General features: G+C 45.9%; 18 protein-coding genes. 16 read left to right on the top strand and 2 right to left on the bottom strand.

Going from position 1 to position 23,435, the window contains the following annotated elements:
• Positions 1 to 33: 33 nt before the first annotated feature.
• Positions 34 to 2,067, bottom strand: a complete 2,034-nt coding sequence (locus I3255_RS09015) for a UvrD-helicase domain-containing protein (RefSeq protein ID WP_238038539.1) — start codon at positions 2,065 to 2,067, stop codon at positions 34 to 36.
• Positions 2,068 to 2,868: 801 nt separating this feature from the next.
• On the opposite strand from I3255_RS09015, the gene ndhC reads away from it, so the two are divergent.
• The 14 genes from ndhC (at position 2,869) to I3255_RS08945 (ending at position 20,282) form a co-directional block, all read left to right on the top strand.
• A complete protein-coding gene (gene ndhC, locus I3255_RS09010) occupies positions 2,869 to 3,492 on the top strand; it encodes an NADH-quinone oxidoreductase subunit A (protein WP_238038538.1) in 624 nt (207 codons plus the stop codon).
• A 175-nt stretch (positions 3,493 to 3,667) separates the two neighbouring features.
• A complete protein-coding gene (locus tag I3255_RS09005; protein WP_238038537.1) occupies positions 3,668 to 4,336 on the top strand; it encodes an NADH-quinone oxidoreductase subunit B in 669 nt (222 codons plus the stop codon).
• 165 nt (positions 4,337 to 4,501) lie between these two features.
• Positions 4,502 to 6,277 (top strand): NADH-quinone oxidoreductase subunit C/D, encoded by a 1,776-nt coding sequence (gene nuoC / locus I3255_RS09000; protein ID WP_238038536.1) that lies wholly within the window; start codon positions 4,502 to 4,504, stop codon positions 6,275 to 6,277.
• Positions 6,278 to 6,444: 167 nt separating this feature from the next.
• Positions 6,445 to 6,954 carry an NADH-quinone oxidoreductase subunit NuoE gene (gene nuoE, locus I3255_RS08995; RefSeq protein ID WP_057758927.1) on the top strand — a complete coding sequence of 170 codons (510 nt, stop codon included), beginning with the start codon at positions 6,445 to 6,447 and terminating at the stop codon, positions 6,952 to 6,954.
• Positions 6,951 to 8,375, top strand: a complete 1,425-nt coding sequence (gene nuoF / locus I3255_RS08990) for an NADH-quinone oxidoreductase subunit NuoF (protein WP_238038535.1) — start codon at positions 6,951 to 6,953, stop codon at positions 8,373 to 8,375. Before nuoE ends, nuoF begins: the two co-directional genes overlap by 4 nt.
• 10 nt (positions 8,376 to 8,385) lie before the next feature.
• A complete protein-coding gene (nuoG, locus tag I3255_RS08985; protein WP_238038534.1) occupies positions 8,386 to 11,454 on the top strand; it encodes an NADH-quinone oxidoreductase subunit NuoG in 3,069 nt (1,022 codons plus the stop codon).
• 52 nt (positions 11,455 to 11,506) lie between these two features.
• Positions 11,507 to 12,499 carry an NADH-quinone oxidoreductase subunit NuoH gene (nuoH, locus tag I3255_RS08980; protein WP_238038563.1) on the top strand — a complete coding sequence of 331 codons (993 nt, stop codon included), beginning with the start codon at positions 11,507 to 11,509 and terminating at the stop codon, positions 12,497 to 12,499.
• A gap of 58 nt (positions 12,500 to 12,557) precedes the next feature.
• Positions 12,558 to 13,106: an NADH-quinone oxidoreductase subunit NuoI gene (gene nuoI / locus I3255_RS08975; RefSeq protein WP_110922265.1), complete on the top strand. Its 549-nt coding sequence runs from the start codon at positions 12,558 to 12,560 to the stop codon at positions 13,104 to 13,106.
• Positions 13,103 to 13,846 (top strand): NADH-quinone oxidoreductase subunit J, encoded by a 744-nt coding sequence (gene nuoJ / locus I3255_RS08970; RefSeq protein WP_238038533.1) that lies wholly within the window; start codon positions 13,103 to 13,105, stop codon positions 13,844 to 13,846. The genes nuoI and nuoJ overlap by 4 nt, the downstream gene beginning before the upstream one ends.
• 98 nt (positions 13,847 to 13,944) lie before the next feature.
• Positions 13,945 to 14,253 carry an NADH-quinone oxidoreductase subunit NuoK gene (gene nuoK / locus I3255_RS08965; RefSeq protein ID WP_025653102.1) on the top strand — a complete coding sequence of 103 codons (309 nt, stop codon included), beginning with the start codon at positions 13,945 to 13,947 and terminating at the stop codon, positions 14,251 to 14,253.
• A gap of 4 nt (positions 14,254 to 14,257) precedes the next feature.
• Entirely contained in the window at positions 14,258 to 16,132 is a 1,875-nt protein-coding gene (gene nuoL, locus I3255_RS08960; RefSeq protein WP_238038532.1) for an NADH-quinone oxidoreductase subunit L, read from the top strand.
• A 1-nt stretch (position 16,133) separates the two neighbouring features.
• The gene (nuoM, locus tag I3255_RS08955; RefSeq protein ID WP_238038531.1) at positions 16,134 to 17,759 is read left to right on the top strand and encodes an NADH-quinone oxidoreductase subunit M; all 1,626 of its coding nucleotides are present in this window, start codon (positions 16,134 to 16,136) and stop codon (positions 17,757 to 17,759) included.
• Between the two features lie 3 nt (positions 17,760 to 17,762).
• A complete protein-coding gene (gene nuoN / locus I3255_RS08950; RefSeq protein ID WP_238038530.1) occupies positions 17,763 to 19,241 on the top strand; it encodes an NADH-quinone oxidoreductase subunit NuoN in 1,479 nt (492 codons plus the stop codon).
• 177 nt (positions 19,242 to 19,418) lie between these two features.
• Entirely contained in the window at positions 19,419 to 20,282 is an 864-nt protein-coding gene (locus tag I3255_RS08945; RefSeq protein WP_238038529.1) for a ferredoxin--NADP reductase, read from the top strand.
• A 104-nt stretch (positions 20,283 to 20,386) separates the two neighbouring features.
• Here I3255_RS08945 and I3255_RS08940 read toward each other — a convergent pair whose 3' ends face one another.
• Complete coding sequence (locus I3255_RS08940; RefSeq protein ID WP_238038528.1) at positions 20,387 to 21,166, bottom strand: hypothetical protein; 780 nt, start codon at positions 21,164 to 21,166, stop codon at positions 20,387 to 20,389.
• A 343-nt stretch (positions 21,167 to 21,509) separates the two neighbouring features.
• On the opposite strand from I3255_RS08940, the gene I3255_RS14965 reads away from it, so the two are divergent.
• Both I3255_RS14965 and I3255_RS08930 read left to right on the top strand, forming a co-directional pair.
• Positions 21,510 to 22,397 carry an energy transducer TonB gene (locus tag I3255_RS14965; RefSeq protein WP_238038527.1) on the top strand — a complete coding sequence of 296 codons (888 nt, stop codon included), beginning with the start codon at positions 21,510 to 21,512 and terminating at the stop codon, positions 22,395 to 22,397.
• 159 nt (positions 22,398 to 22,556) lie between these two features.
• Positions 22,557 to 23,432, top strand: a complete 876-nt coding sequence (locus I3255_RS08930) for a mechanosensitive ion channel domain-containing protein (protein ID WP_238038526.1) — start codon at positions 22,557 to 22,559, stop codon at positions 23,430 to 23,432.
• Positions 23,433 to 23,435 lie beyond the last annotated feature (3 nt).

The raw sequence follows: 23,435 nt of genomic DNA, 5'->3' as shown, positions 1-23,435 counted from the left end.
TTCTTTTTGGCATCAGCACTGCCAATATTGATGTTAGCGTTTACCCAATAAAGCGCGAATATTGGCCAAATACTCATCAGCGACCGCTTCTGGATCTTTGGTGGCTTTTTTCTTTTTGGCCTTGGCGGGCCAGTCGATATGATCTTCTGGCAACTCATCCAAGAATCTGGACTCTGAGGTGACACGCATCTGGCCACCAGCACGGCGCTGGGTCGCAAGCGTCAAAGTCAGTTCACGACGCGCGCGGGTAATGCCTACGTACATCAGACGACGCTCTTCTTCCACTGTGTCACTCATGATAGAGTTGCGATGCGGTAGCATCTCTTCCTCAAGTCCCATGATATAAACAAAATCAAACTCCAAGCCTTTTGCGGCATGCAAGGTCATTAGATTGACTTTGTTGGTGTTCTCTTCTTCTTGCTGCTGCTCGAGCATATCGAGCAAGACCAGCTTACGAATGATGGTATCAATCGTACGATCTTCGTCTTCTTCAGCGCGATTAATGAGAGATTGAATACTGGTATACAGCATATCAATATTATCAATACGGTTTTTTTCTTGCTGTGGGGTTTTGGCATCGCTACGGACAAAGTCAATATAGCCCGTCTCATCAATCATCTGGCGTACGATCGGCACAGGATCTGAGTGTTGGTCCAGCTCGCGTGTATAGTGCTCGATGAATTCGCCAAACTCTTTTATCGTGCCGTAAGCCTTGGATGGCAACACATGAGCCAAGCCGGCATGAGTACAAGAAGCCAATAGCGATATGCTGTGTTCTTGTGCAAACAAGCCAAGCTTCTCTAGCGTGGCAGGTCCCATACCGCGTTTGGGGGTATTAATAATACGCAAAAACGCGCTGTCATCTTCGGGATTTAATATCAGGCGTAGATAGCCCATGATGTCTTTGATTTCACTACGGGCAAAGAACGACTGACCGCCCGATAACTTATAAGGCACTTGTAGCTGGCGCAATTGTGCCTCTAGCATACGTGCCTGAAAGTTACTGCGGTAGAGTACTGCATACTGCTCCCACTCATTACCAAAACGCAGCTTATGAGTGACGATCTCTTTGGCGACGCGCTCAGATTCATCGTCGTCATTACGGCAATTGATGATCCGAATTTTTTCGCCTTGGCCTTTATCTGACCATAGCTTCTTTTCAAATAAATGCTCGTTGTTCAAAATAACAGCATTGGCAGAGGTCAAAATACGGGTGGTAGAACGATAATTTTGTTCCAGCATGACGATTTTTAGTTTTGGGAAATCTTCTTTTAGCAGTGCCATGTTTTCAGGCTTCGCCCCGCGCCACGCATAGATAGACTGGTCATCATCACCCACCACGGTAAAACGACCTTGCGGCCCAACCAAATGCTTAATCATCTCATACTGGGCCGTATTGGTATCTTGATACTCATCGACCAATAGATAACGAATACGGTTCTGCCATTTGTCTCGCAGTTCTCTATTTTCACGCAAGATTTTGGTTGGCAGTACAATTAAATCATCAAAATCGACCGCATTATACGCACGCAAGTTACGCTCATAAAGGGCGTATAAGGTTGCAAAAATCATGTCTTCTGGATCGTCTAACGTCTCCATCGCCTTGTCAGGCTCAATCAAATCGTTTTTCCAATCAGAGATCATCTTGATCGCTTTACCAACCAGCTCACGACTTTCAGCGCCACTTAGGTTGTCGCGCATCATCAGCTCCATCAAAAGGCGCTTACTATCATCGCTGTCCATGATAGAAAAGTTACCTTTTAGCGGAGTATGCATCAGCTCATAGCGCAAAAACTGGAGACCAAATTGGTGAAAGGTTGATACAGTCAAACCGCGCGTTTTTTCGCTTGGTAGTAGTTTGCTGACACGGGCTTTCATTTCACGTGCCGCCTTATTGGTAAAGGTCACGGCAGTGATGCGCTCAGCTGGCATGTCGCACTCTTGAATCAGATACGCAATTTTACGCGTGATCACCGAGGTCTTACCGGAGCCAGCACCTGCGAGCACAAGTAGTGGACCGGATACGTAGAGCATGGCTTCTTGTTGTTTGGGATTGAGTTGACTCATAACGTGACCTGTAAGACAAAAGCAAAAAGAGGGTAGCGCTGATATAGCACAAGTAGATGAATGCGGTGTGTATCACCAAAATTAATATCGTAGTGATATCTTAATAATGTTTGTTATAAGGATAATAGAATTTAAGGTTTGATGATGACCTATCGTAAAATTAGGTGGGTCATTATAAAGCAAAAACGGTCACTTTGGGGGAGGAGTTGGATGATGAAAATAGGGTATGAGCGCACTTGATTTTTGGTAAATAGCTTGACAGCGTTTGCGTATCGAACAAAGCATGGATTTGGGGTTAATATAAGGTAACGTCTATATCATAATTTTTGGTAAAAAAAACACATTTTGTTTCATAGAAAATGACCGTCGAATACAGTTAAAAACTAGCTTTTAGGCACTGATATGCGTATAGTACGTAAATAATTTATGCCAGTTGTCACGTCATTGTTAACCACGTGTAATGAGCTATTAAATCAATTAAGTACGCAGTCAGATATGATATTGATTTAATACGTTGATCTTACGTTGTTAGAAGATGCGTTGGGCGACCAGCCTTTATCCGCGCGCATACCGGAATCTCTACAGTTGGTCAGGTCTGACATCGTCGTTAATAAGCTTGATAATTGGTTATTACCAGCAAAATACCTAACATGTGACTCAATGACAGTTACTTAAACACAGTGTCAGTGAATGACAACTGCTTTGTGTTTTTGTCTGCGTTATACCTGTCGTGAGGCGACCTTAATGGGTCAGTGCCTACGCTGTGTCTAACACTCGATTGGGTGAGGAGCACGTATTATCATGTCTGCTTTTAATTGGTCAGCAGTTGCTTTTATCTTAGCCGCCATTGGGCTAGTTGTCTTTATGCTGGTGGTACCGCGTTTACTTGGCGGTCGCTCTCAAGGCTTACAAAAAGAAGAGATATTTGAAGCGGGTGTTGTCGGATCTGGCAACGCCCGTATTCGTTTGTCTGCTAAATTCTATTTGGTCGCGATTTTCTTTGTGATTTTCGATTTAGAGGCGCTGTATCTCTACGCGTATTCTGTGTCAGTACGAGAGGCTGGCTGGCTTGGTTTTGCTGCTGCTGCTACCTTTATCACTATTTTGATTATTGGTTTGATTTATGAGCTGAGCTTAGGCGCGATGAATTGGGCACCTGCTGACAAGCTACGCAAAAAGGCACGTCTATATGCCGCGCCTGCTGGCTTTAACTTAGCAGATATTACTAAGTTTGATGGTGCTCACGAGCTGATGGTCGATCCTACTGGTAAAGTACCCGCGCAATCATCCGGTCAAATCAATGTCTCAAACAATATTGAGACCAATCGCCGTCATCTACAAAACATCGATCATATCAATACCACAGGTAATGTAACGTCTGTGGATTTTGCGATGTCTAGTCAAAAAGATAAAGCTGCGCGTTAATGCCAGTTGATGGTTGTAGACCATAGTATATGTAAAGACAGGCAGCAAGATATAAAGACACCAGCCTGTTTATATCGATGATCGCTGATGATTAGCCACTTATTATTAATAAAATTATGGCGACAGCGCGAGCAAGATGATTGCCACGCCAAGCCTAATATGAAGGTTGTATGTTATGAAATACACATTAACAAAAGCCAACCCTGATGCAGATACCTATCCTGCACAGACCCGCCAAACGGTCAGTGACCCTATCGAAGATGAAGTGAATAAAAACGTCTTTATGGGTCGTCTCGAAGACCTCGTTCATTCGACAGCAAACTGGGGGCGTAAGCACTCACTCTGGCCATTTAACTTTGGTACGTCTTGCTGTTATGTCGAATATGCCACTACCTTAACCGCTGTTCATGATTTGTCACGCTTTGGGGCAGAGGTTATTCGTGCCTCGCCTCGTCAGGCAGACGTGATGATCGTTGCCGGCACTTGCTTTGTTAAGATGGCCCCTGTTATTCAGCGTCTTTATGAGCAAATGCTTGAGCCAAAATGGGTCATCTCTATGGGTGCCTGTGCCAACTCAGGCGGTATGTATGATATCTACTCTGTTGTACAAGGCGTGGATAAAATTATCCCTGTCGATGTGTATGTACCAGGCTGCCCCCCGCGTCCAGAAGCGTTGATTCAAGGCTTGATGTTATTGCAAGAATCTATCACCAAAGAGCGTCGCCCGTTAGGTATCCATGTCAATGAGCAGGGTATCTATCAGCCGCAAATGACGCCTGAGCGTGACCGTAAGCAAGCAGATCGTATCGCTGTCAAAAACTTACGTAGCCCAGACAGCATCTAGGTTTAGACAGCATCTAGGTTTAGACAGCATCTAAGTTTAGATAGCATTTAGATTCACAGCAATAACTTCAATATTTTATGCGCTTATCATAGTTCGGTTATGATTAACATAGCTCAGTTATGGTTGACATAGTTTAGTTATGATTAATGAAGGAATACGTCATTCATGGTCACGGTAGTCGAAAACACAGATCCTAATATTAAGCCTATCCCAGCAGTCATCACAGAGCTTGAGCAGAAGTACGCTGGTAAATTTGTCGTGCAGCACACTGTGGATGAGATTCCAACGGTTTGGGTGGCGCGTGCTGATTTATTAGACGTTCTCTTATTTTTGCGCAAACTGCCTCAGCCATACGTTATGCTATTTGACTTATCAGCGATAGACGAGCGTCTGCGTCAGCATCGTGCGGGTTTGCCTGACAGTGACTTTACGGTGTTTTATCATCTGATGTCGCTTGAGCGCAATAGTGATATACGTGTCAAGGTCGCGCTGAGCGAAGATGACCTCAATGTTCCAAGTGCGACGAATATTTGGCCAAATGCCAACTGGTACGAGCGCGAAGTGTGGGACATGTTCGGTATTGTCTTTACAGGTCATCCGCATTTGACCCGTATTTTATTGCCAAAATACTGGGAAGGTCATCCACTGCGTAAAGAATATCATGCGCGTGCGACTGAATTTACCCCATACTTCCTGAATACCGCCAAGCAACAATACGAGCAAGAAAACCTACGTTTTGTCCCAGAAGAGTGGGGCATGAAGCGCTCAGGTCGTGATGAAGACTTTATGTTCTTGAACATCGGTCCTAATCATCCCTCGGCTCACGGTGCGTTCCGTTTGGTACTACAGCTGGACGGTGAAGAAGTCGTCGATTGTATCCCTGATATTGGCTATCACCATCGTGGTGCAGAAAAGATGGCTGAGCGTCAAACGTGGCACTCATTTATCCCTTATACCGACCGTATCGATTATCTTGGCGGTGTGATGAATGAGCTGCCATATATCATGTCGGTTGAAAAGCTTGCCGGGATTACCGTGCCACCGCGCGCTGAAACCATTCGCGTAATGATGAGTGAGTTTTTCCGAATCACCAACAATTTGCTATACGTTGGTACGTTTATTCAGGATGCGGGTGGTATGACGCCTGTATTCTATATGTTTACCGATCGCCAAAAAGCCTATGACGTTATCGAGGCGGTGACGGGCTATCGTATGCATCCGGCTTGGTTCCGTATCGGCGGTACTGCGGCTGACTTGCCACGTGGTTGGCAGCGTCTGGTTCGTGAGTTCTTAGATTGGATGCCGAAACGCTTGGACGAATATGTCAAAGCAGCATTGCAAAACAGTGTGTTAAAAGGTCGTACTCAAGGTGTTGCTCAGTATAATGCCAAGCAAGCATTGGCTTGGGGTGTGACCGGCGCTGGTCTGCGCGCGACAGGTGTGGATTTCGATCTGCGTAAAGCACGTCCGTACATGGGCTATGAGAATTACGACTTTGAAATACCTGTCGGCTATAACGGCGACGCTTATGACCGCTGTATGGTCAAAGTCGAAGAGATGCGTCAGTCATTGCGTATCATTCGTCAATGTATGGACAATATGCCGCAAGGCCCTTATAAAGCGGATCATCCGCTGGCCGTACCACCGCCAAAAGACCGTACGCTAAATGATATTGAGACATTGATTAATCACTTTATCTCAGTATCTTGGGGTCCTGTGATGCCAGCGGGCGAATGTACGACGATTGTCGAGGCGACTAAAGGTCTGAACAGTTATTACATCACCTCAGACAAGGCTACGATGAGCTATCGTACCCGTATTCGTACGCCGACATTTGCGCATTTGCAGCAGATGCCATCGGTCATCAATGGCTCGCTGGTTTCTGATGCCATTATGTATTTGGCATCGATCGATATTGTGATGGCGGATTGTGATCGTTAAGATCTTGATCTTTAAGATTAAAACCGCTGCTTCAAAAGTATTTGTTCATCAATATATTATTGCCTGATGGCACACCAAAATGCGGTCGCTTATCGATATAACCCAGTTTTAATGAGACTGATATTGTCTAGTGATGGAGCAGGATGAGTGAGGAAAGACAGAAGATTATGAAAATTGTTTCCGATAAAATGCCAAAAGTAGATGTGGAAAGCATTCTCACCAGTGATGAAATTGCTGCCATTCATGAGTTTATGCACCATTACCCGCAGGCACGTGCCGCTTCGCTAGATGCGCTAAAAATCGTGCAAAAGCGCAACGGCTGGGTTGATGATGCGCAAGCGAATGCTATTGCCAACATCCTAGATATCCCAATGTCAGATATGGATGGGGTTGCGACTTTCTTTAACCGTATTTATCGCCAGCCTGTCGGTCGCCATGTGATTCTCATCTGTGACTCAGTGGCTTGTTATTTGACCGGTTATGAGGCGCTATCAGCTGAGATCAGATCGCAGCTGGGTATTGAGTACGGTCAGACAACTGCTGACGGTCGTTTCACCCTACTACCAATTTGCTGCTTGGGCAACTGTGATAAAGGACCAGCGGTACTGATTGATGAAGACACTTACGGCCCTGTCCAGCCATCTGAGGTCGCGCAATTATTGGAGCTATACGCATGAGTTTAACGATTTCAGAGCAAATTGCTCGTCGCGGTCAAGGCCAAGCGCCAAGCCAGCTGAATGCACAGCGTGTTCCGATCTATGGCGATAAAGACACAGCGACTAGCGAAACCAAACCATTGACATGGCGTTTGGCGCATCATGATGCCGTGCTTGATTTGGCTACTTACGAATCTCTAAAAGGGTTTACCGGTCTAAAAGAAGCGCTATCTAAGTCGCCTAAAGACGTTGGTAATATGATTAAAGCGGCCAATGTTCGAGGTCGCGGTGGTGCAGGTTTTAACGCGGGTCTAAAGTGGTCATTTATGTCGCCGCCGGATGGTTTGCCGCGTTATCTCATCTGTAATGCGGATGAAATGGAACCGGGCACATTTAAAGACCGTTTGCTCATGGAGCGTCTACCGTTTCAGCTTATCGAAGGTATGCTCATTACTGCCCATGCTATCGGTGCAACCGACGGTTATATCTTTATCCGTGGTGAGTATATCTTGGCAGCCCAGCGTTTGGTCGCTGCTATCGAAGAGTGCCTAACAAATAATCTCATGGGCGCCAATATTTTAGGCTCAGACTTTAGCTTTAATTTGCATGTGCATACGGGTGCTGGACGTTATATCTGCGGTGAAGAAACCGCATTGATTAACTGTCTAGAAGGCCGCCGTGCTAACCCACGTACCAAGCCGCCGTTTCCACAAATCTCTGGTGCATGGGGTCGTCCAACCGTTGTCAATAACGTTGAAACCCTGTGTAATATGCCAGCGATTTTGAATCATGGCGTCGAATGGTATCAGTCGTTATCTGATATTAAAGGCACCAGTAAAACACCAGGCACCAAACTATTTGGCTGCTCAGGCTTGGTCAACGATCCAGGCCTGTGGGAATTACCGTTTGGTTATACGGCACGCGAAATCATTGAAGATTTGGCTGGCGGTATGAAAGATGGTAAAAAGCTCAAAGCTTGGCTGCCGGGCGGCGCATCGACTGACTTTTTAACCGCTGATCATTTGGATGTGGTGGTAGATTTTGACACCATTCAAAACGCGGGTAGCCGTATGGGTACAGGGCTTATCATGGTCGTTGATGAGTCACAAGACATGGTGCCATTACTGCGCAACCTTGAGATTTTCTTTCAGCGCGAGTCATGTGGTTGGTGTACACCATGCCGTGATGGTCTGCCATGGGGCGTTAAACTGCTTACCGCCATCAATGATGGTGAAGGGCAAGTTGGCGATGTAGAAAAACTAGAAGGCCTGACGCGTGACTTATGGATTGGTAAAACATTCTGTGCGCATGCTCCAGGTGCGATGGAACCACTAATGAGTGCGATTAAATATTTCCGTCCAGAGTTTGATCAAAAAATCGCGCAGGCGGTTGGTGTCGATGTTATTGATGCGGCAGCCAACCAACAGCCAGTAGTGAAATAAGGAGAGCGGCATGGCAGTCATACATATTGATGGAACCACTGTCGAAGTAGATAGCAGCGACAACTTACTACAAGCCTGCTTATCACTCGGCATTGATGTGCCGTATTTTTGTTATCATCCAGCCCTTGGCTCAGTAGGCTCGTGCCGTCAGTGCGCGGTTAAGCAATTCCAGAATAAAGACGATATGGAAGCAGGTCGCGGTCGCCTTGTGATGTCTTGTATGGTCGCTCCTGGCGATGATATGTACATCTCGGTCACTGACGATGAAGCCAAAGCATTCCGCAAGTCGATGGTTGAGCTACTCATGACCAACCATCCACATGACTGTCCAACTTGTGAAGAGGGTGGACATTGTCATTTGCAGGATATGACTTACATGTCAGGTCATAGCCGTCGTCGCTATCGCTTTACCAAACGCACGCACCACAACCAAGAACTTGGTCCATTTATCGCACATGAGATGAACCGTTGTATCGCTTGCTATCGCTGTGTGCGTTTTTATAAAGACTACGCGGGCGGAGAGGATTTGGGCGTTTATGGCTCAAATAATCGTGTTTACTTTGGCCGTGACAAAGATGGTCAGTTTGAAAGCGAATTTTCAGGAAATTTAACCGAAGTATGTCCAACGGGTGTGTTTACTGATAAAACCCACTCTGAGCGCTACAACCGTAAATGGGATATGCAGTATGCGCCAAGCGTCTGTCATGGTTGCTCGGCTGGCTGTAATATCTCACCGGGCGAGCGTTATGGTGAATTGCGCCGTATCGAAAACCGCTATAACGGTGAAGTAAACCGCTATTTCTTATGTGACCGTGGTCGCTTTGGTTATGGCTATGTCAATCGTGATGATCGTCCAACGCAAGCGCTTGAACGTATCAATGATAAGCATGTCAAAATCAATATTGACTACGCATTAGATGAAACCATTAAGCGTATCAAAGATAAAAAAGTCATCGGTATTGGTTCACCGCGCGCCAGTCTAGAGACTAACTTTGCGCTAAAAAATCTGGTCGGCTTTGATAACTTCTCAACAGGTCTGAATCATCAGCAGCAAGCACTGGTCAATAAATGTATCGAAGTGCTTAGCACGGAAGGCATTTATAACCCTAGCATGACTGATATCGAAACGTATGATGCAGTGCTCGTATTAGGTGAAGATATCACGCAAACTTCATCACGTGTCGCCCTGTCAGTACGTCAAGCCGCAAAAAATGAAGGCTTGAAAATGGCGGCGGCGCTGCAAACGCAACCGTGGCTTGCTGAACCAGTTAAGCGTATCGCTCAAGATGCGCTAAGCCCAGTCTATGTCATCGATGTAACGCAAACTAAGTTAGAAGATATCAGTAAAGTGAGCGTAGTGGCGACCCCTGAAGATATCACTAAACTTGGCTTCAAGGTTGCTGATGAAATCGCTAATTTCGCTGATGATTTAGCAGACATAGCAGATCCACAAACAGCTGATGCAAGTGCTGAAACTGACGGTATGCAAGCGTTGGCGCAGCAAATCGCTTATGACTTGATTCAAGCTGATAAGCCGTTAGTTGTCTCGGGTAGTAGCTTGTCTTCTACCGCATTGATAGAAGCAGCGGCACAGATTACCCAAGCATTGACCCAAAAACGCGCGGCAATAAAAGCGACCGAGCAACAGCAGGTTGAGGCACATAATGCCAAAGTACAGGCAGCACAAGCGAAAGCGGCTAATGACCAGCCTGAAGAAGACCAAGATTTATCTGCCAAGCCAAACAAAACTGAAACAGGTGTAAATACAGAAGCGCAGGATGATGTCGAACGCGCACCTGCTGAAAACCTTGAGTTAAAAGAAGTGAACGCACAGTATCAGGCACAGGCAGGTATCTATCTAACGGTTCCTGATGCCAATAGCATGGGCGTTTGTATGCTTGGCGGTCAGTCAGTTGAAGAGCTGCTAGCCACTGATTACGATGTGGTTGTGGTTGCAGAAAACCAGCTAACAGATGCGATTGATGCCAATAAATTGACGCAGCTACTGACTGATAAAACGGTTATTGCATTAGATCATCAGCTCCTTGATTGGCATAAAGACGTAGATATCGTATTGCCAGCGGCAAGCTTTGCAGAAGCGGATGGTACATTGATATCAGCTGAGGGCCGTGCGCAGCGCTTCTTCCAAGTTTACGATAACGAATACTACCATCCGATGAGCAGCATTAAAGAAGGTTGGCGCTGGATACATGCTGTGCATAGCAGCATTGAAGGTCGTGATGTCGACTGGACGCAATTAGATGATGTTATCAATGCATTGATTGCTACCCATCCTAAGCTTGCAGGCATTAAAGGTGCCGCGCCTGATGCTGACTACCGTATAACGGGTCTGAAAATCGCGCGTCAACCGCGTCGTTATTCAGGTCGTACTGCTATGCGTGCGCCAATCTCAGTGCACGAGCCAATGCAGCCAAAAGATTTGGACACTGGTCTGACCTTCTCAATGGAAGGTTATAGCGGTAAAGAAACACCAAGCTCGATGATTCCTTTTGCCAATGTGGCAGGTTGGAACTCACCGCAAGCGTGGAACAAATACCAAGACAAAGTCGGTGGTCATCTGAAAAATGGTGATCCAGGTGTGCGCTTGTTCGATCAGCTAGAGCGCCTAGCCACTCGTCAATATGTGGCGCCAGAAGCGATGTCTTCGAATACAACTGACTTGCAGCACGGCCAAGCGAAACTGGTACCGATTCATAATATCTATGCCAGCTCAATGATGGCATCACGTAGCCCAATCGTCGCAGAGCAACTACCTGTTGCTGCATGGCGTATCGGTATAGACGATGCCAAAGACTGGAATATAGCTGCTGGTGATTACTTGGCGATAGAGATTGACAAGCAACAAATCACCTTGCCAGTACAGCTGGTCGGCTATTTGGCAGAAGGCTGTATCGGTTACCCAGTCGGGCAGGTGAGTATCATTCACCCATCCATGCCAGCGTCGGTACGTAAAGTAGACGCACCAGTGACGATGATGGGTAGCATAGCTAACGATATGATGAACAACAACGATACAGCGCAAATTAACGCAGCGCCGACCACCACACAGGAGGTGTAATATGCAAGTTACCCGTATTATCCCTGATGTGCCAAGCTTTTTGGCCAATAGCATGAGCTTTGATATTTGGTCTATTCTATTTTTGGTGGGTCAATCGCTAGTCATTTTTTTGGTCGTGGTATTGGTTGCGGCGATGATGATTATTTATGAGCGCCGTATGTTGGCCTTGTGGCAAGATCGTTACGGTCCAAACCGTGTCGGGCCTTTTGGTTCATTGCAGTTAGTCGCTGATATGCTCAAAATCTTCTTTAAAGAAGATTGGACACCAAACTTTACCGATAAGTTTATGTTCACGTTGGCACCTGCGGTCGCGATGTTTACTGCCTTGGCTTCATTTGCCATTATTCCTATCTCGCCAACGCTTGGCGTAGTTGATTGGGATATTGGTATTCTGTTTTTCTTTGCCATGGCAGGTATTGCTGTCTATGCGGTGATGTTCGGCGGTTGGGCCTCTGCCAACAAGTTCTCGCTACTCGGTGGTTTACGCTCTGCTGCACAGACGATCAGTTACGAAGTGTTTTTGGGCTTGTCATTGATGGGTGTGGTTGCATTAACAGGCTCGTTTAACTTGCGTGCCATTGTTGAGTCACAAGCGGACGGCTGGTATATCATTCCGCAGTTTTTTGGATTTTTGACCTTTGTAGTGGCTGGTGTTGCTGTCACCCATAGGCATCCATTTGACCAACCAGAAGCAGAGCAAGAACTGGCTGAAGGTTATCATGTCGAATATTCTGGCATGAAGTTTGGTATGTTCTTTATTGGTGAGTATGTCAACGTTGTCTTGATTTCTGCCTTGATGACTTGCTTGTTTTTTGGCGGTTGGCTTGCGCCGTTCAATTTAGATATTCCATTTATTCCACCAGCTTTTTGGTTCATGATTAAAACGCTGTTCTTTATGACTATGTTTGTTTTGGCTCGAGGCTCACTCATGCGTCCGCGTTATGATCAGGTGATGAACTTTGGCTGGAAAGTATGCCTGCCCGTAACCTTGATCAATCTGTTGATTACGGCTGCGGTCATTTTGATCTTTTCTCCAACGTTATAGTCATTACTAGTAGCCATCACTGATGAACTAGGGTAAAGCTGATAAGGATAATAATCCCATGTTTACTACCATAAAAAAGACCGTCATTGGTATATTTACCATTGTCCGCAGCATGTGGATGGTCAATAGTCATGCGCTTAGACCGCGTGACACCATCCTTTATCCTGAAGAGCCGGTACCTGTACCGCCGCGTTTTCGTGGACGTATTGTCCTCACACGTGATCCTGATGGAGACGAGCGCTGCGTCGCTTGTAACTTGTGTGCGGTGGCATGTCCGGTAGGGTGTATCTCATTACAAAAAGCCGAGCGTGAAGATGGACGCTGGTATCCAGAGTTTTTCCGTATTAATTTCTCACGCTGTATCTTTTGTGGACTGTGTGAAGAAGCCTGTCCAACGACAGCGATTCAAATGACCCCAGATTTTGAGCTGGGTGAATATAAGCGCCAAGATTTGGTCTATGAAAAAGAGCATTTGCTCATTTCAGGACCAGGTAAATACCCTGATTATAACTATTATCGTGTGACGGGTATGGCGGTAGCGGACAAACCAAAAGGCGCCGCGCAAAATGAAGCGGCACCGATTGATCTAAGGAGTTTGCTGCCATGATGAATATTTTAAACCATCCTGAACTGGCTGGGTTTTATTCGCTTGCAGCAGTGGCGATATTTGCCAGCCTGCGCGTCGTGACTCAGGCCAATCCAGTGCATGCTATCTTATCGATGATTGTGTCGTTGCTGGCAATTGCTGGGATATTTTTTGTATTAGGTGCGCCGTTTGCGGGTGCGCTAGAGATTGTTGTTTATGCAGGTGCCATTATGGTGCTATTTGTCTTCGTTATTATGATGCTTAATTTGGGCATGAGTAATGACGAACGTGAAGAGCGTTGGCTTGATGCCGGCACTTGGGCGATACCGACAGGATTGACGATAATCATTGCCGTTGTGCTATACGCGATGATTGGTCTTAATCATGATGAAGCGGTCATGATGGGTGGCACGACTATCTCTGCCAAAGCAGTCGGTACAGTACTATTTACTAAATATATCATGCTGGTTGAAATTGCAGCGTTATTACTACTCGCAGCCTTGGTCGCCGCTTATCATTTAGGTAAAGAGACAGTCGACGATGAGGTCATCGGTAATGATAGCCAAAACTTCAAGCCAAGCGTAGGCAGTATCAAGCAGTACGACAATGACAGTACGCTTACACAGTATGATGGCGTAGAAATGGCTAAGCCTTACGAATATAAAGATGTTGACCCGCATGACTATGTTGGTATGAAGGTAGGCATGAAAGCAGGCAGTCAAGTAGGTGCGAACAAAGTTACGCGCAAGGAGGCAGACTAATGGTACTAGCAGCAAGCGTGGCACAAGATGTGTCAAACGTGCCGTTTGCCCACGAGGTGGCAGGCTTAGTACAGCCAGTTGCTGAGGCGCACAATGTACTGGGTATGATACCCATGAGCCATGGACTGATTTTGGCAGGTATTTTATTTGCTATCGGTCTGTGCGGCGTCATGGTACGACGTAACTTCCTATTTATGCTCATGAGTCTTGAGATCATGATGAATGCGGCAGCACTAGCATTTGTAGTAGCAGGTAGTCGCTGGGTCGATCCAGACGGACAGATTATGTTTATCTTTATCTTGACCTTGGCTGCGGCTGAAGCGTCAATTGGTCTGGCAATATTATTGCGTTTTTATCATCAGCGTGGGCATCTCGATGTCGATAGCGCCAATGAGATGAAAGGATGATGTCATGAGTTTATTACCATTAACCTTTATATTCCCGCTCATTGGCTTTTTGATTTTAGCCTTTATGCGCGACAAATTATCAGAGACGGTCGCAGCGATTGTTGGCGTGGGTAGCATGCTGTTATCAGCACTATGCACGCTAGTGGTTAGCTATACCTTTTTGACCACCAATCCAGCTGGAACGGTAATTGAAGTTCCGCTGTGGACGTGGTTCCAAGTTGGCGACTTTGCGCCGCATTTTGGCTTGAGCTTTGATGGTCTTGCATTGACCATGACAGGCATCATTACTGGGATTGGCTTTTTGATTCATCTGTTTGCCTCTTGGTACATGAAAGGCGACACTGGCTTTGCCCGTTTCTTTAGCTATATGAATTTGTTTGTGGCCAGTATGTTGTTACTGGTACTCGCAGATGATTTGTTCTTGCTATATCTCGGTTGGGAAGGCGTGGGTATCTGTTCGTACCTATTGATTGGTTATTATTACCACGACAGAGCCAACGGCCGTGCCGCGATGAAAGCTTTTACCGTCACGCGTGTTGGTGATGTGTTCTTAGCCTTTGGTTTGTTTTTATTATTCCGCGAATTCGGCACGCTTAATATCCAAGAGATTATTACGCGCGCGCCAGAAGTGTTTGATGTCAATAACCCAATAATGATGCTAACCACCATGATGTTGGTCGGCGGCGCGATGGGTAAATCTGCGCAACTGCCATTACACACATGGCTTGCGGATGCGATGGCAGGTCCAACACCAGTATCGGCATTGATTCACGCTGCGACAATGGTTACGGCAGGCGTTTATTTGATTGCCCGTTTACATCCATTGTTTGAGTTGACACCAGGTATTCTATTGTATTGGGTAGGCGGTGTTGGGGCGTTAACGCTGGTCGTTGCTGGATTCTGTGCACTCGCACAAACGGACATTAAACGTATCCTCGCTTACTCAACCATGAGTCAGATTGGCTATATGTTTTTGGCGTTGGGCGTGGGTGCATGGCAAGGCGCGATCTTCCATTTGATGACCCATGCTTTCTTTAAAGCATTATTATTCTTATCATCAGGGGCGGTCATTCTTGCGGTACATCACGAGCAAGATATCTTTAAGATGGGTGGTCTGCGCAAAAAGATACCATTGGTATTTTGGTGCTATATCATCGGTGGCGGTGCACTCGCTGCGATACCTTGGGTTACCGTTGGTTTCTATTCTAAAGAAGCGATTCTTTGGGAAACCTATGCAACAGGTCACTTAGTATTGTTCTATATGGGTGTATTTGGTGCTTTCTTAACCGCGATTTATACGTTCCGTATGATTTGGATCATATTTTTTGGTGAAGAAAAGACCCATGCGCATAAACTATCAGGGGTATCGTATTGGTTGCCTTTGACCGTGTTGCTAGTGCTATCTACAGCCGTTGGTGCTTGGATTACGCCACCATTAGAGGGTGTATTGCCAGAGAGCGTTGGCCATCTATTAGAAGTTGCTGGTCAAGCACATGCTAAGCATACCGCAGAGTATATCGCGATGGGTGCCATGGCAGCAGGTTTGATAATAGCTGCACTACTATATGTGGTCAATAAAGGTCGCATGCTCACTAGCTTTAAGCGCTCTCGTATTGGCGGGGCGCTATATCACTGGTGCTACCATGGCCTAGGCTTCGACGCACTATATGATGTAATTTTTGTAAAACCCTTTTTGTTCATCGGCCGCTTATTAAAAGCCGACCCTATCGATAAAACGTGGTATATCTTGCCTAAGCTGGCCTCAGCAGGTAATAAGGTATTGTCTGCGACGCAAACAGGGTCACTTCGAGGTTATGCCACAAGCTTTGGCTTGGGTATGACTGTATTGCTAGTGCTGGTAATGATGACGGTGGTATAAGATGATTGAGTTACAACAAACGTGGATGCTACCAGCATTAATTGCAATTCCTTTTATTGCAGGATTATTATGCTGGGTGGTAGAGCGATTTAATAAACGTCTGCCGCGCTGGATTGCCTTGATCGGTATGATGTTGACCTTTGCTTTGTCATTGGTGCTTTGGCAGCAGGGCGATTTTAGTGGCATGAGTAAGCAGGTTATTGCACCAGATGCTGCGGTGCCTTGGGTCGCTGAATTTAGTGTGCCATGGATACCGAGCTTTGGTATTAGTTTTCATTTGGCGCTAGATGGTTTATCACTGATGATGGTAGCCTTAACAGGCTTTCTTGGTGTGGCAGCTGTTGCCTGTTCGTGGAATGAGATTCAGCGCCGCGTTGGTTTCTTCCATTTGAACTTGCTATGGAGTTTGGGCGGTGTCATCGGGGTTTTCTTAGCGATTGATCTGTTCTTATTCTTCTTCTTTTGGGAGATGATGCTGGTTCCTATCTATTTCTTGATCGCCATTTGGGGTCATGATGTGGTTGGCAAAACCAAAGAATACGCAGCCACCAAGTTCTTTATCTATACCCAAGCGTCTGGGCTTATCATGCTCATCGGTATTTTGGTATTGGTCATTATCAGCTACGCCCAAACAGGGGTAGTGAGCTTTAACTACAATGACTTGCTCGGTACGTCACTTGGCGGCTGGGAATATCCCATTATGCTGTGCTTCTTTATTGGTTTTGCGGTGAAGTTGCCAATTATTCCATTCCACGGCTGGTTGCCAGATGCGCATGCGCAGGCACCAACGGCAGGTTCAGTGGATTTGGCAGGGGTACTTATTAAGACAGCTGCCTACGGTTTGATTCGTTTTGTTCTGCCGCTATTTCCAGTAGCGTCACAAGAGTTTGCGCCGATAGCGATAACCTTAGGTACGATTGGTATCTTTTACGGTGCGTGGCTCGCCTTTATGCAAACGGATATGAAGCGTTTGCTTGCGTATACCAGTATCTCGCACATGGGCTTTGTGGTACTGGCGATCTATGCAGGAACGTTACTCAGTTTGCAAGGTTTGATGATCCAGATGCTCGCACATGGGCTTAGCTCAGCGGCATTGTTCATTATGGCAGGGCAGTTGTACGAGCGTCTGCATACGCGTGATTTGACCTTGATGGGTGGTATGTGGGGGCAGTTCCGCTACTACGCGCCGATATTGATGTTCTTCTGTGCGGCATTGCTTGGTATTCCAGGGACAGGTAACTTCATTGGCGAGTTTATGATTTTATTCGGCTCCTTTGCTCAGTATCCTGTGTTTGTAGTATTTGCGACATTCAGCTTGGTACTAGCAGGGCTATACTCGCTCATTTTGATTCATCGCGCGTTATTTGGTGAAAATAATATTGCCGCATTGGCAGAGCGAGAGACTAAGTCACATGGCTTGCCTGCGCGTAGATTAAAAGACTTGGGCAAGCGCGAGCTGTCATTACTATTGATGTTAGCGGCTGGTTTGGTATGGCTCGGATTATATCCACAGCCGTTCCTTGATACCTCAAGTCACGCGATGCAGTGGATCAATAATGCATATATATACAGTCAAGTGACACAGGTAGATGCGTCGCAACTGCTTGATGTAATGGAGGCACGTTAAGTCATGAATGAGATTACAATGAATGATTTGATAGGGCTTGTGCCTTACGCGCCGATTATCGCCGTAGTGATTACGGTACTCGTGGTAATGATTGCCATCACTATCAAGCGCTCGCATATGGTCACTGGTACAATCACCGTAGTCGGTTTGAATATTGCGCTGGTTACGTTACTTGGGCAAATGACGGGCTTTATCGAGAGTGGCGCTATCGCGCCAAATGCTGAGCAGTTATTTGTGGTTGATAACTTTGCTCAGTTCAATATGGCGGTGATCCTGATCTGCGCCCTGGCTTGTTGTACGCTATCGTATGCGTATTTGGCCAACCTCAAAGACAATAAAGAAGAGCTATACTTGCTCATGCTGCTATCGACCATTGGTGCATTACTAATGGTAAGCGCGCAGCACATGGCGTCGTTCTTTATGAGTCTAGAGATGTTGTCAGTGCCCTTGTATGGTTTGCTCGCTTACACTTATATGCGCAACCGCTCGCTTGAGTCGGGGCTGAAGTATTTGGTATTGTCGGCGACAGCGTCAGCGACTTTGCTCATGGGTATGGCCTTTATCTATGCAGAAGTAGGCTCACTAGCATTTAAGCCAATCAGTATGGTGCTAGGCAATTTGTTTGAATCGCCACTACTGATATTGGGTGCGGCGATGATGATGTTTGGTATTGCATTTAAACTCTCGGCTGCACCGTTCCATATGTGGACGCCAGATGTTTATGAAGGCGCGCCTGTTCCTATCGCGACCTTTTTGGCATCCGTCTCAAAAGTTGCCATGATGGCGCTGGCGGTTCGATTCCTAATCGATACCTCTTTATTGGCATTGCCATCGGTGCAAATGCTACTAATGGTGATGGCAACCTTGTCTATCTTGGTAGGTAACTTGTTGGCTGTGCGTCAGACCAGCCTAAAACGTCTATTGGGTTATTCATCTATTGCCCATATGGGTTATGTGATGATCGTTATCGTCAGTATTGGCGCTGCTGCTGATAGCATCTCTAGTATGTATATGGCGGTATATGCTTTTACATCTATCGGTGCCTTCGGTGTGGTGACATTGATGTCGAGTCCATATCGCCTGTCTGGCGAGGCCGATGAGTTGACTCATTACCAGGGGTTGTTCTGGCGTCGTCCAGTATTGACGGCTGTGATGACTATCATGATGTTATCATTGGCTGGTATTCCATTGACCGCCGGTTTTATCACCAAGCTATTTGCGATATTGGCTGCTGTACAAGGAACCAACTGGTTCTTAGCGGCGATGATTATCCTAGGTAGTGCGATTGGTCTATTCTACTACTTGCGCGTGTTACTCACACTGTTCAAACGTCCTAAGCAGTTCATCGAGTTTGACGTGTCTGGACAATGGGGTATTCGTACCGGTGGTATTATGGTCATTGCTGTGACAGCGATTATTCTATTCTTTGGTATCTTGCCAAACAGTATGATCGAATGGGCAAGTTTGGCTCGCATTTGGTAATGTCGCTGAGTCAATACGGCAGATAAGTCGCTGCGATCTATCTGTTGTTACGGTTAAAAAACCAAGATGCGCCTGCTTTATGATAAGCTTGGCGCATCTTTTTTTGCTTACTTTTCTGTCTTTGGCAAAGTTATATTATAAAAACACAGTTTAATAGAATATGAGTGATGAACAGTTATGAGTGATAATATCCAAACGGTCACGGTGCTCAGCAAAACCACATGGACGCCCAATTTATTTAGTTTTACCGTCAGCCGTCCCGATAGTTTTAAGTTTACCGCCGGACAGTTTGTGCGTTTGGGTGTCAATCCCAGCCAGTTGAAATATTACCAGCAGGTTGAGGCAAGTGATGAAGCCTCTGATGAAGCCTCTGATGAAGCCTCTGATGAAGCCTCTGATGAAGCATTGAATGAAGATATCTTTCGAGCGTATTCGATTGTGTCTTCGCCATTCGATGAGGTGATAGAGTTTTTCTCTATCGTGATTCCTGATGGTGCATTTACCTCGCAATTGCAGCATTTACAAGTGGGTGATGAACTGCTGCTCAACACCATGCCATTTGGGTTTTTGACTTTAGCACGTTACCAAAAACCACTGCCAAAAGACTTATGGTTGCTGGCAACAGGCACTGGTTTAGCACCGTTTTTGTCAATGCTGCAAGATTTAAAGACATGGGAAGATTACGAGCACATTGTATTGGCTTATAGCGCACGTTCGCTCGATGAACTTGCTTACGTTGAGCAAATCGAGCGCTTGCAAGAAGACTTTGGCACTTTGGTGGATAATCCAGCAAAGCTGATCTTCATTCCTATCGTCACCCGAGAGTCTGTCGACGGGGCATTGTCAGAACGTCTGCCAAAGCTATTATTAGAAGGGACATTGCAAGCGCGCGCGGGTATTGATTTGGATGTCGATACGACGCATGTCATGCTATGCGGTAACCCAGATATGGTGGATGACACCAAAGAAGCGCTCAAAACACTAGGCTTAGTGATGAATCGACGCGGTGAGGGTAATATCGCTGTTGAGAACTATTGGTAGGGGCAGCTGACGATTATCTTGATTCATAAAAAACGCTGCATCTTACAGGTTATTAGCCTTACAGATGCAGCGTTTTTTATGGAGAAGTGATTTATCTTGAATAGTTATTCTTGGCTTGGTTCGGTGGCATCGTCTATCGGATTGATGGGGCCTTGCATCAATTGCGGCTCATCATCGTCGCTAATGATATCTTCGTTATTGCTTGAGGCCAATAGATCACGATAGTTAATCTGCGCCTTCAAAACCATTTGCTCTTCTTCAAGCTTTCCATAGTTGATCTGTACTTTATACAATGTACTCATAATCTTTTTGTTGTTTTTTAGCCAGCGGTTAATATCGAGGTAAATCACTTCGTCTTTTGGGCGAGCAATATTGACGTAGGAGAGAATAAAGCCCAATGGGTCTTTTTTGAGGACGCTATGATAAAACCAAATAGCCAGTTTGACACCTTGGCGCTTAACAAAAGACTCGCAGCGCAGATTTAATATATCGGTATACGTCTGCTGACCGAATACAAAGCGTTGGACATTGCGATCGAGTTGGACATGGATCAAACTAAAATTACTGGCCACTTCAGCATAAATGCCGCCAGCATCAACCGTGCAGTATAAGCGAAACCAATCATCATGCATCTCAACGCGCAGCTCTAGTATGGCTTTTACATTATCCGTTACAAAGCTTTGTAGCGCCTCGTTGACGTATTTTTGCGCGACTGGTAAGGAGATCTCATCTTCGAGTTTGTCTGTCGTTTTATGATAGATGTCTTTAACCGATTGAGCGATACGCTCCCAACCACTACCAAGTGACTCATCAAAACGATAGCCGGTGTTCTCAAAGAACTCGTCAAAATTGTCTGAATTGTTCACGTTATCAAAGTCGCTCAAACTTATTATCCTTACAATTATAGGGCTTAGCACCAGCGTTTTAAAACAGTATATAACAAATACCGTGGCTTCAAAATGGACACATGCGTTTTATGACAATTCATTTGACACTATAAACACGATATTGGTTTTATAACATTTTCGATGACCTGTTTTTTTCTTAAATGGATGAAAGGTCATAAACATCGAATGGCTGGACCATAATTTTGACATTGACGGTTAGGCTAGCGACATAATTCTACGTCATGTTATGATAGCGCCAACATACATCGTGCATATCGTTGTAGTGCTCATTAATGAATGCTCTACACGCATACGCGCCACCTATTAGCTGAGACCCATTGTGGCCTATATCAAAGACTCACAAAGCTACCATTTTTCGGCGCAGCCTCCCAAGCGTGATGTGAGCTTACCTGTAGCGATTGTCATTGCGGTCGCCATACACGTGTTGATTATTTTTGGCATCAGCTTTTCGATGGGTAAAGACCCTGCGGCCATGATGCAGGATGTGGCAAAGGCGCTCACCGATAATATGAAGCCAAACGAAGACGCGCATTTTATTGCCAACGCCTCACAAGAAGGCGGCGGTACCATAGAGGAGCGGCTGAGACAAGAGAATGACCAAATGAGTCCATTGTCTGCTGAGCAAATGAGCGAGACACAAGACGTCATCAATCTACAGCGCCAAGTTCGACAGCAGCGCTACCAAGAGAGCTATCTGCGCACCACATTAAGCTGGCGTCAGGCGAGCGTAGAGTCGGATAATGATAGCAAACAAGCACAAGATGACATCATGGCACAAGAAGCGCGTCTGCGTAAGCAAATCGCTACTTTAGAAGCGCAATTGTCTCAGCGCCAGCAAGTCTATGCGACCAAATCCAAAGTGGTCACTATGGATAGTAACTCGACCACGCGTGGGGCAGCAGCCGACTATATCAATACCTTTCGTGAGCATGTCGAGCGTGTCGGCAATCTGCATTATCCTGTGCAAGCACGGGCGCAAGGCATTACTGGTGAAGTGCGGCTCATGGTCATCATTAGTAATAATGGCAATATTAAAGCCATTCGTCTGCTAGAAAGCTCAAATTCGACGATACTGGATGAGGCCGCAAAACAGTCAGTACGGCAAGCAGCACCTTTTGGACAATTCACCAAAGAGATGAGTGATATTGTGGAGTTACGACTGATACGTACTTATCGCTATAGCGACGAAGTGGATGTTACTTACTAACGCCACAAAACTAAAACCACAAAACTAAAGCGATAAAAAATCAGTGACACGATAAATAAACATAGAATATCAATGAATACGTCATAATATTCGACGATAATAATAAAGATTGATCGACACCCAAATTTATAACACACCGCTATAGAGTAAAGAGTTAGTATGGAATTTTTAGGTTTTACAGTAGATGTTGCAACGCTCACCAGCAATGCACTAGAGATAGTCATCAAGGTGGCTTTGGCAATAATTATATTTATCGTTGGACGTTGGCTTGCCAAAAAAGCCGTCGACTTCTCTGGTCGTCTAATGACGCGTAGTCATTTAGATGAAACAGTCTCTGGCTTTTTAAGCCGTCTGTTGTATGGCGTGCTATTGGTTGTCGTGGTCTTAGCCGCACTTAGCAAAGTTGGCGTACAGACCACATCGGTCGTTGCTATCTTGGGCGGTGCCGCGGTTGCGGTTGGTTTGTCACTGAAGGACCAGCTATCGAATTTTGCCGCTGGCATTATGATCGTGACTTTTCGCCCGTTTGTGCGCGGTGATTATGTGCAAATCAGCAGCTATACGGGTACGGTGACCGAGATTACCTTGGTCAACACCCATCTAACGACCATTAATAATCATGATATCATTATTCCTAATAGCGACATCACAACATCAGCGGTGGTCAACTATACAGCACTACCCAATCGCCGCGTCGATATCACAGTAGGTATTGGCTATGATGCGGATATCAAAATAGCCAAAGATCTGATGCTGAGCCTAGCCAGAAATAACCCGTTGTCTTTTACCGATCCTGAGCCTATTGTACGAGTGACCAATCTTGGTGACAATTCAGTTGATTTGACATTGAACGTGTGGACAACCAATGCTGACTGGTGGACCATGCAGTGCCAATTACTTGAGCAGTTCAAACACGCGTTGGATGACGAGAAGATTGAGATTCCATTCCCGCAGCGTAGCGTCCATGTCAAAGGCTTGGATCAAATGATCAATCAAATGGGTCAAGCGCAAAAGCTGCCGACCACTAAAGACTGATTA

The organism is Psychrobacter sp. Ps6 (genome assembly GCF_022129235.1).
GTDB lineage: Bacteria > Pseudomonadota > Gammaproteobacteria > Pseudomonadales > Moraxellaceae > Psychrobacter.
Note: the sequence above shows the minus strand (reverse complement) of the source record. Positions and strands in the feature narration are given on the sequence as shown.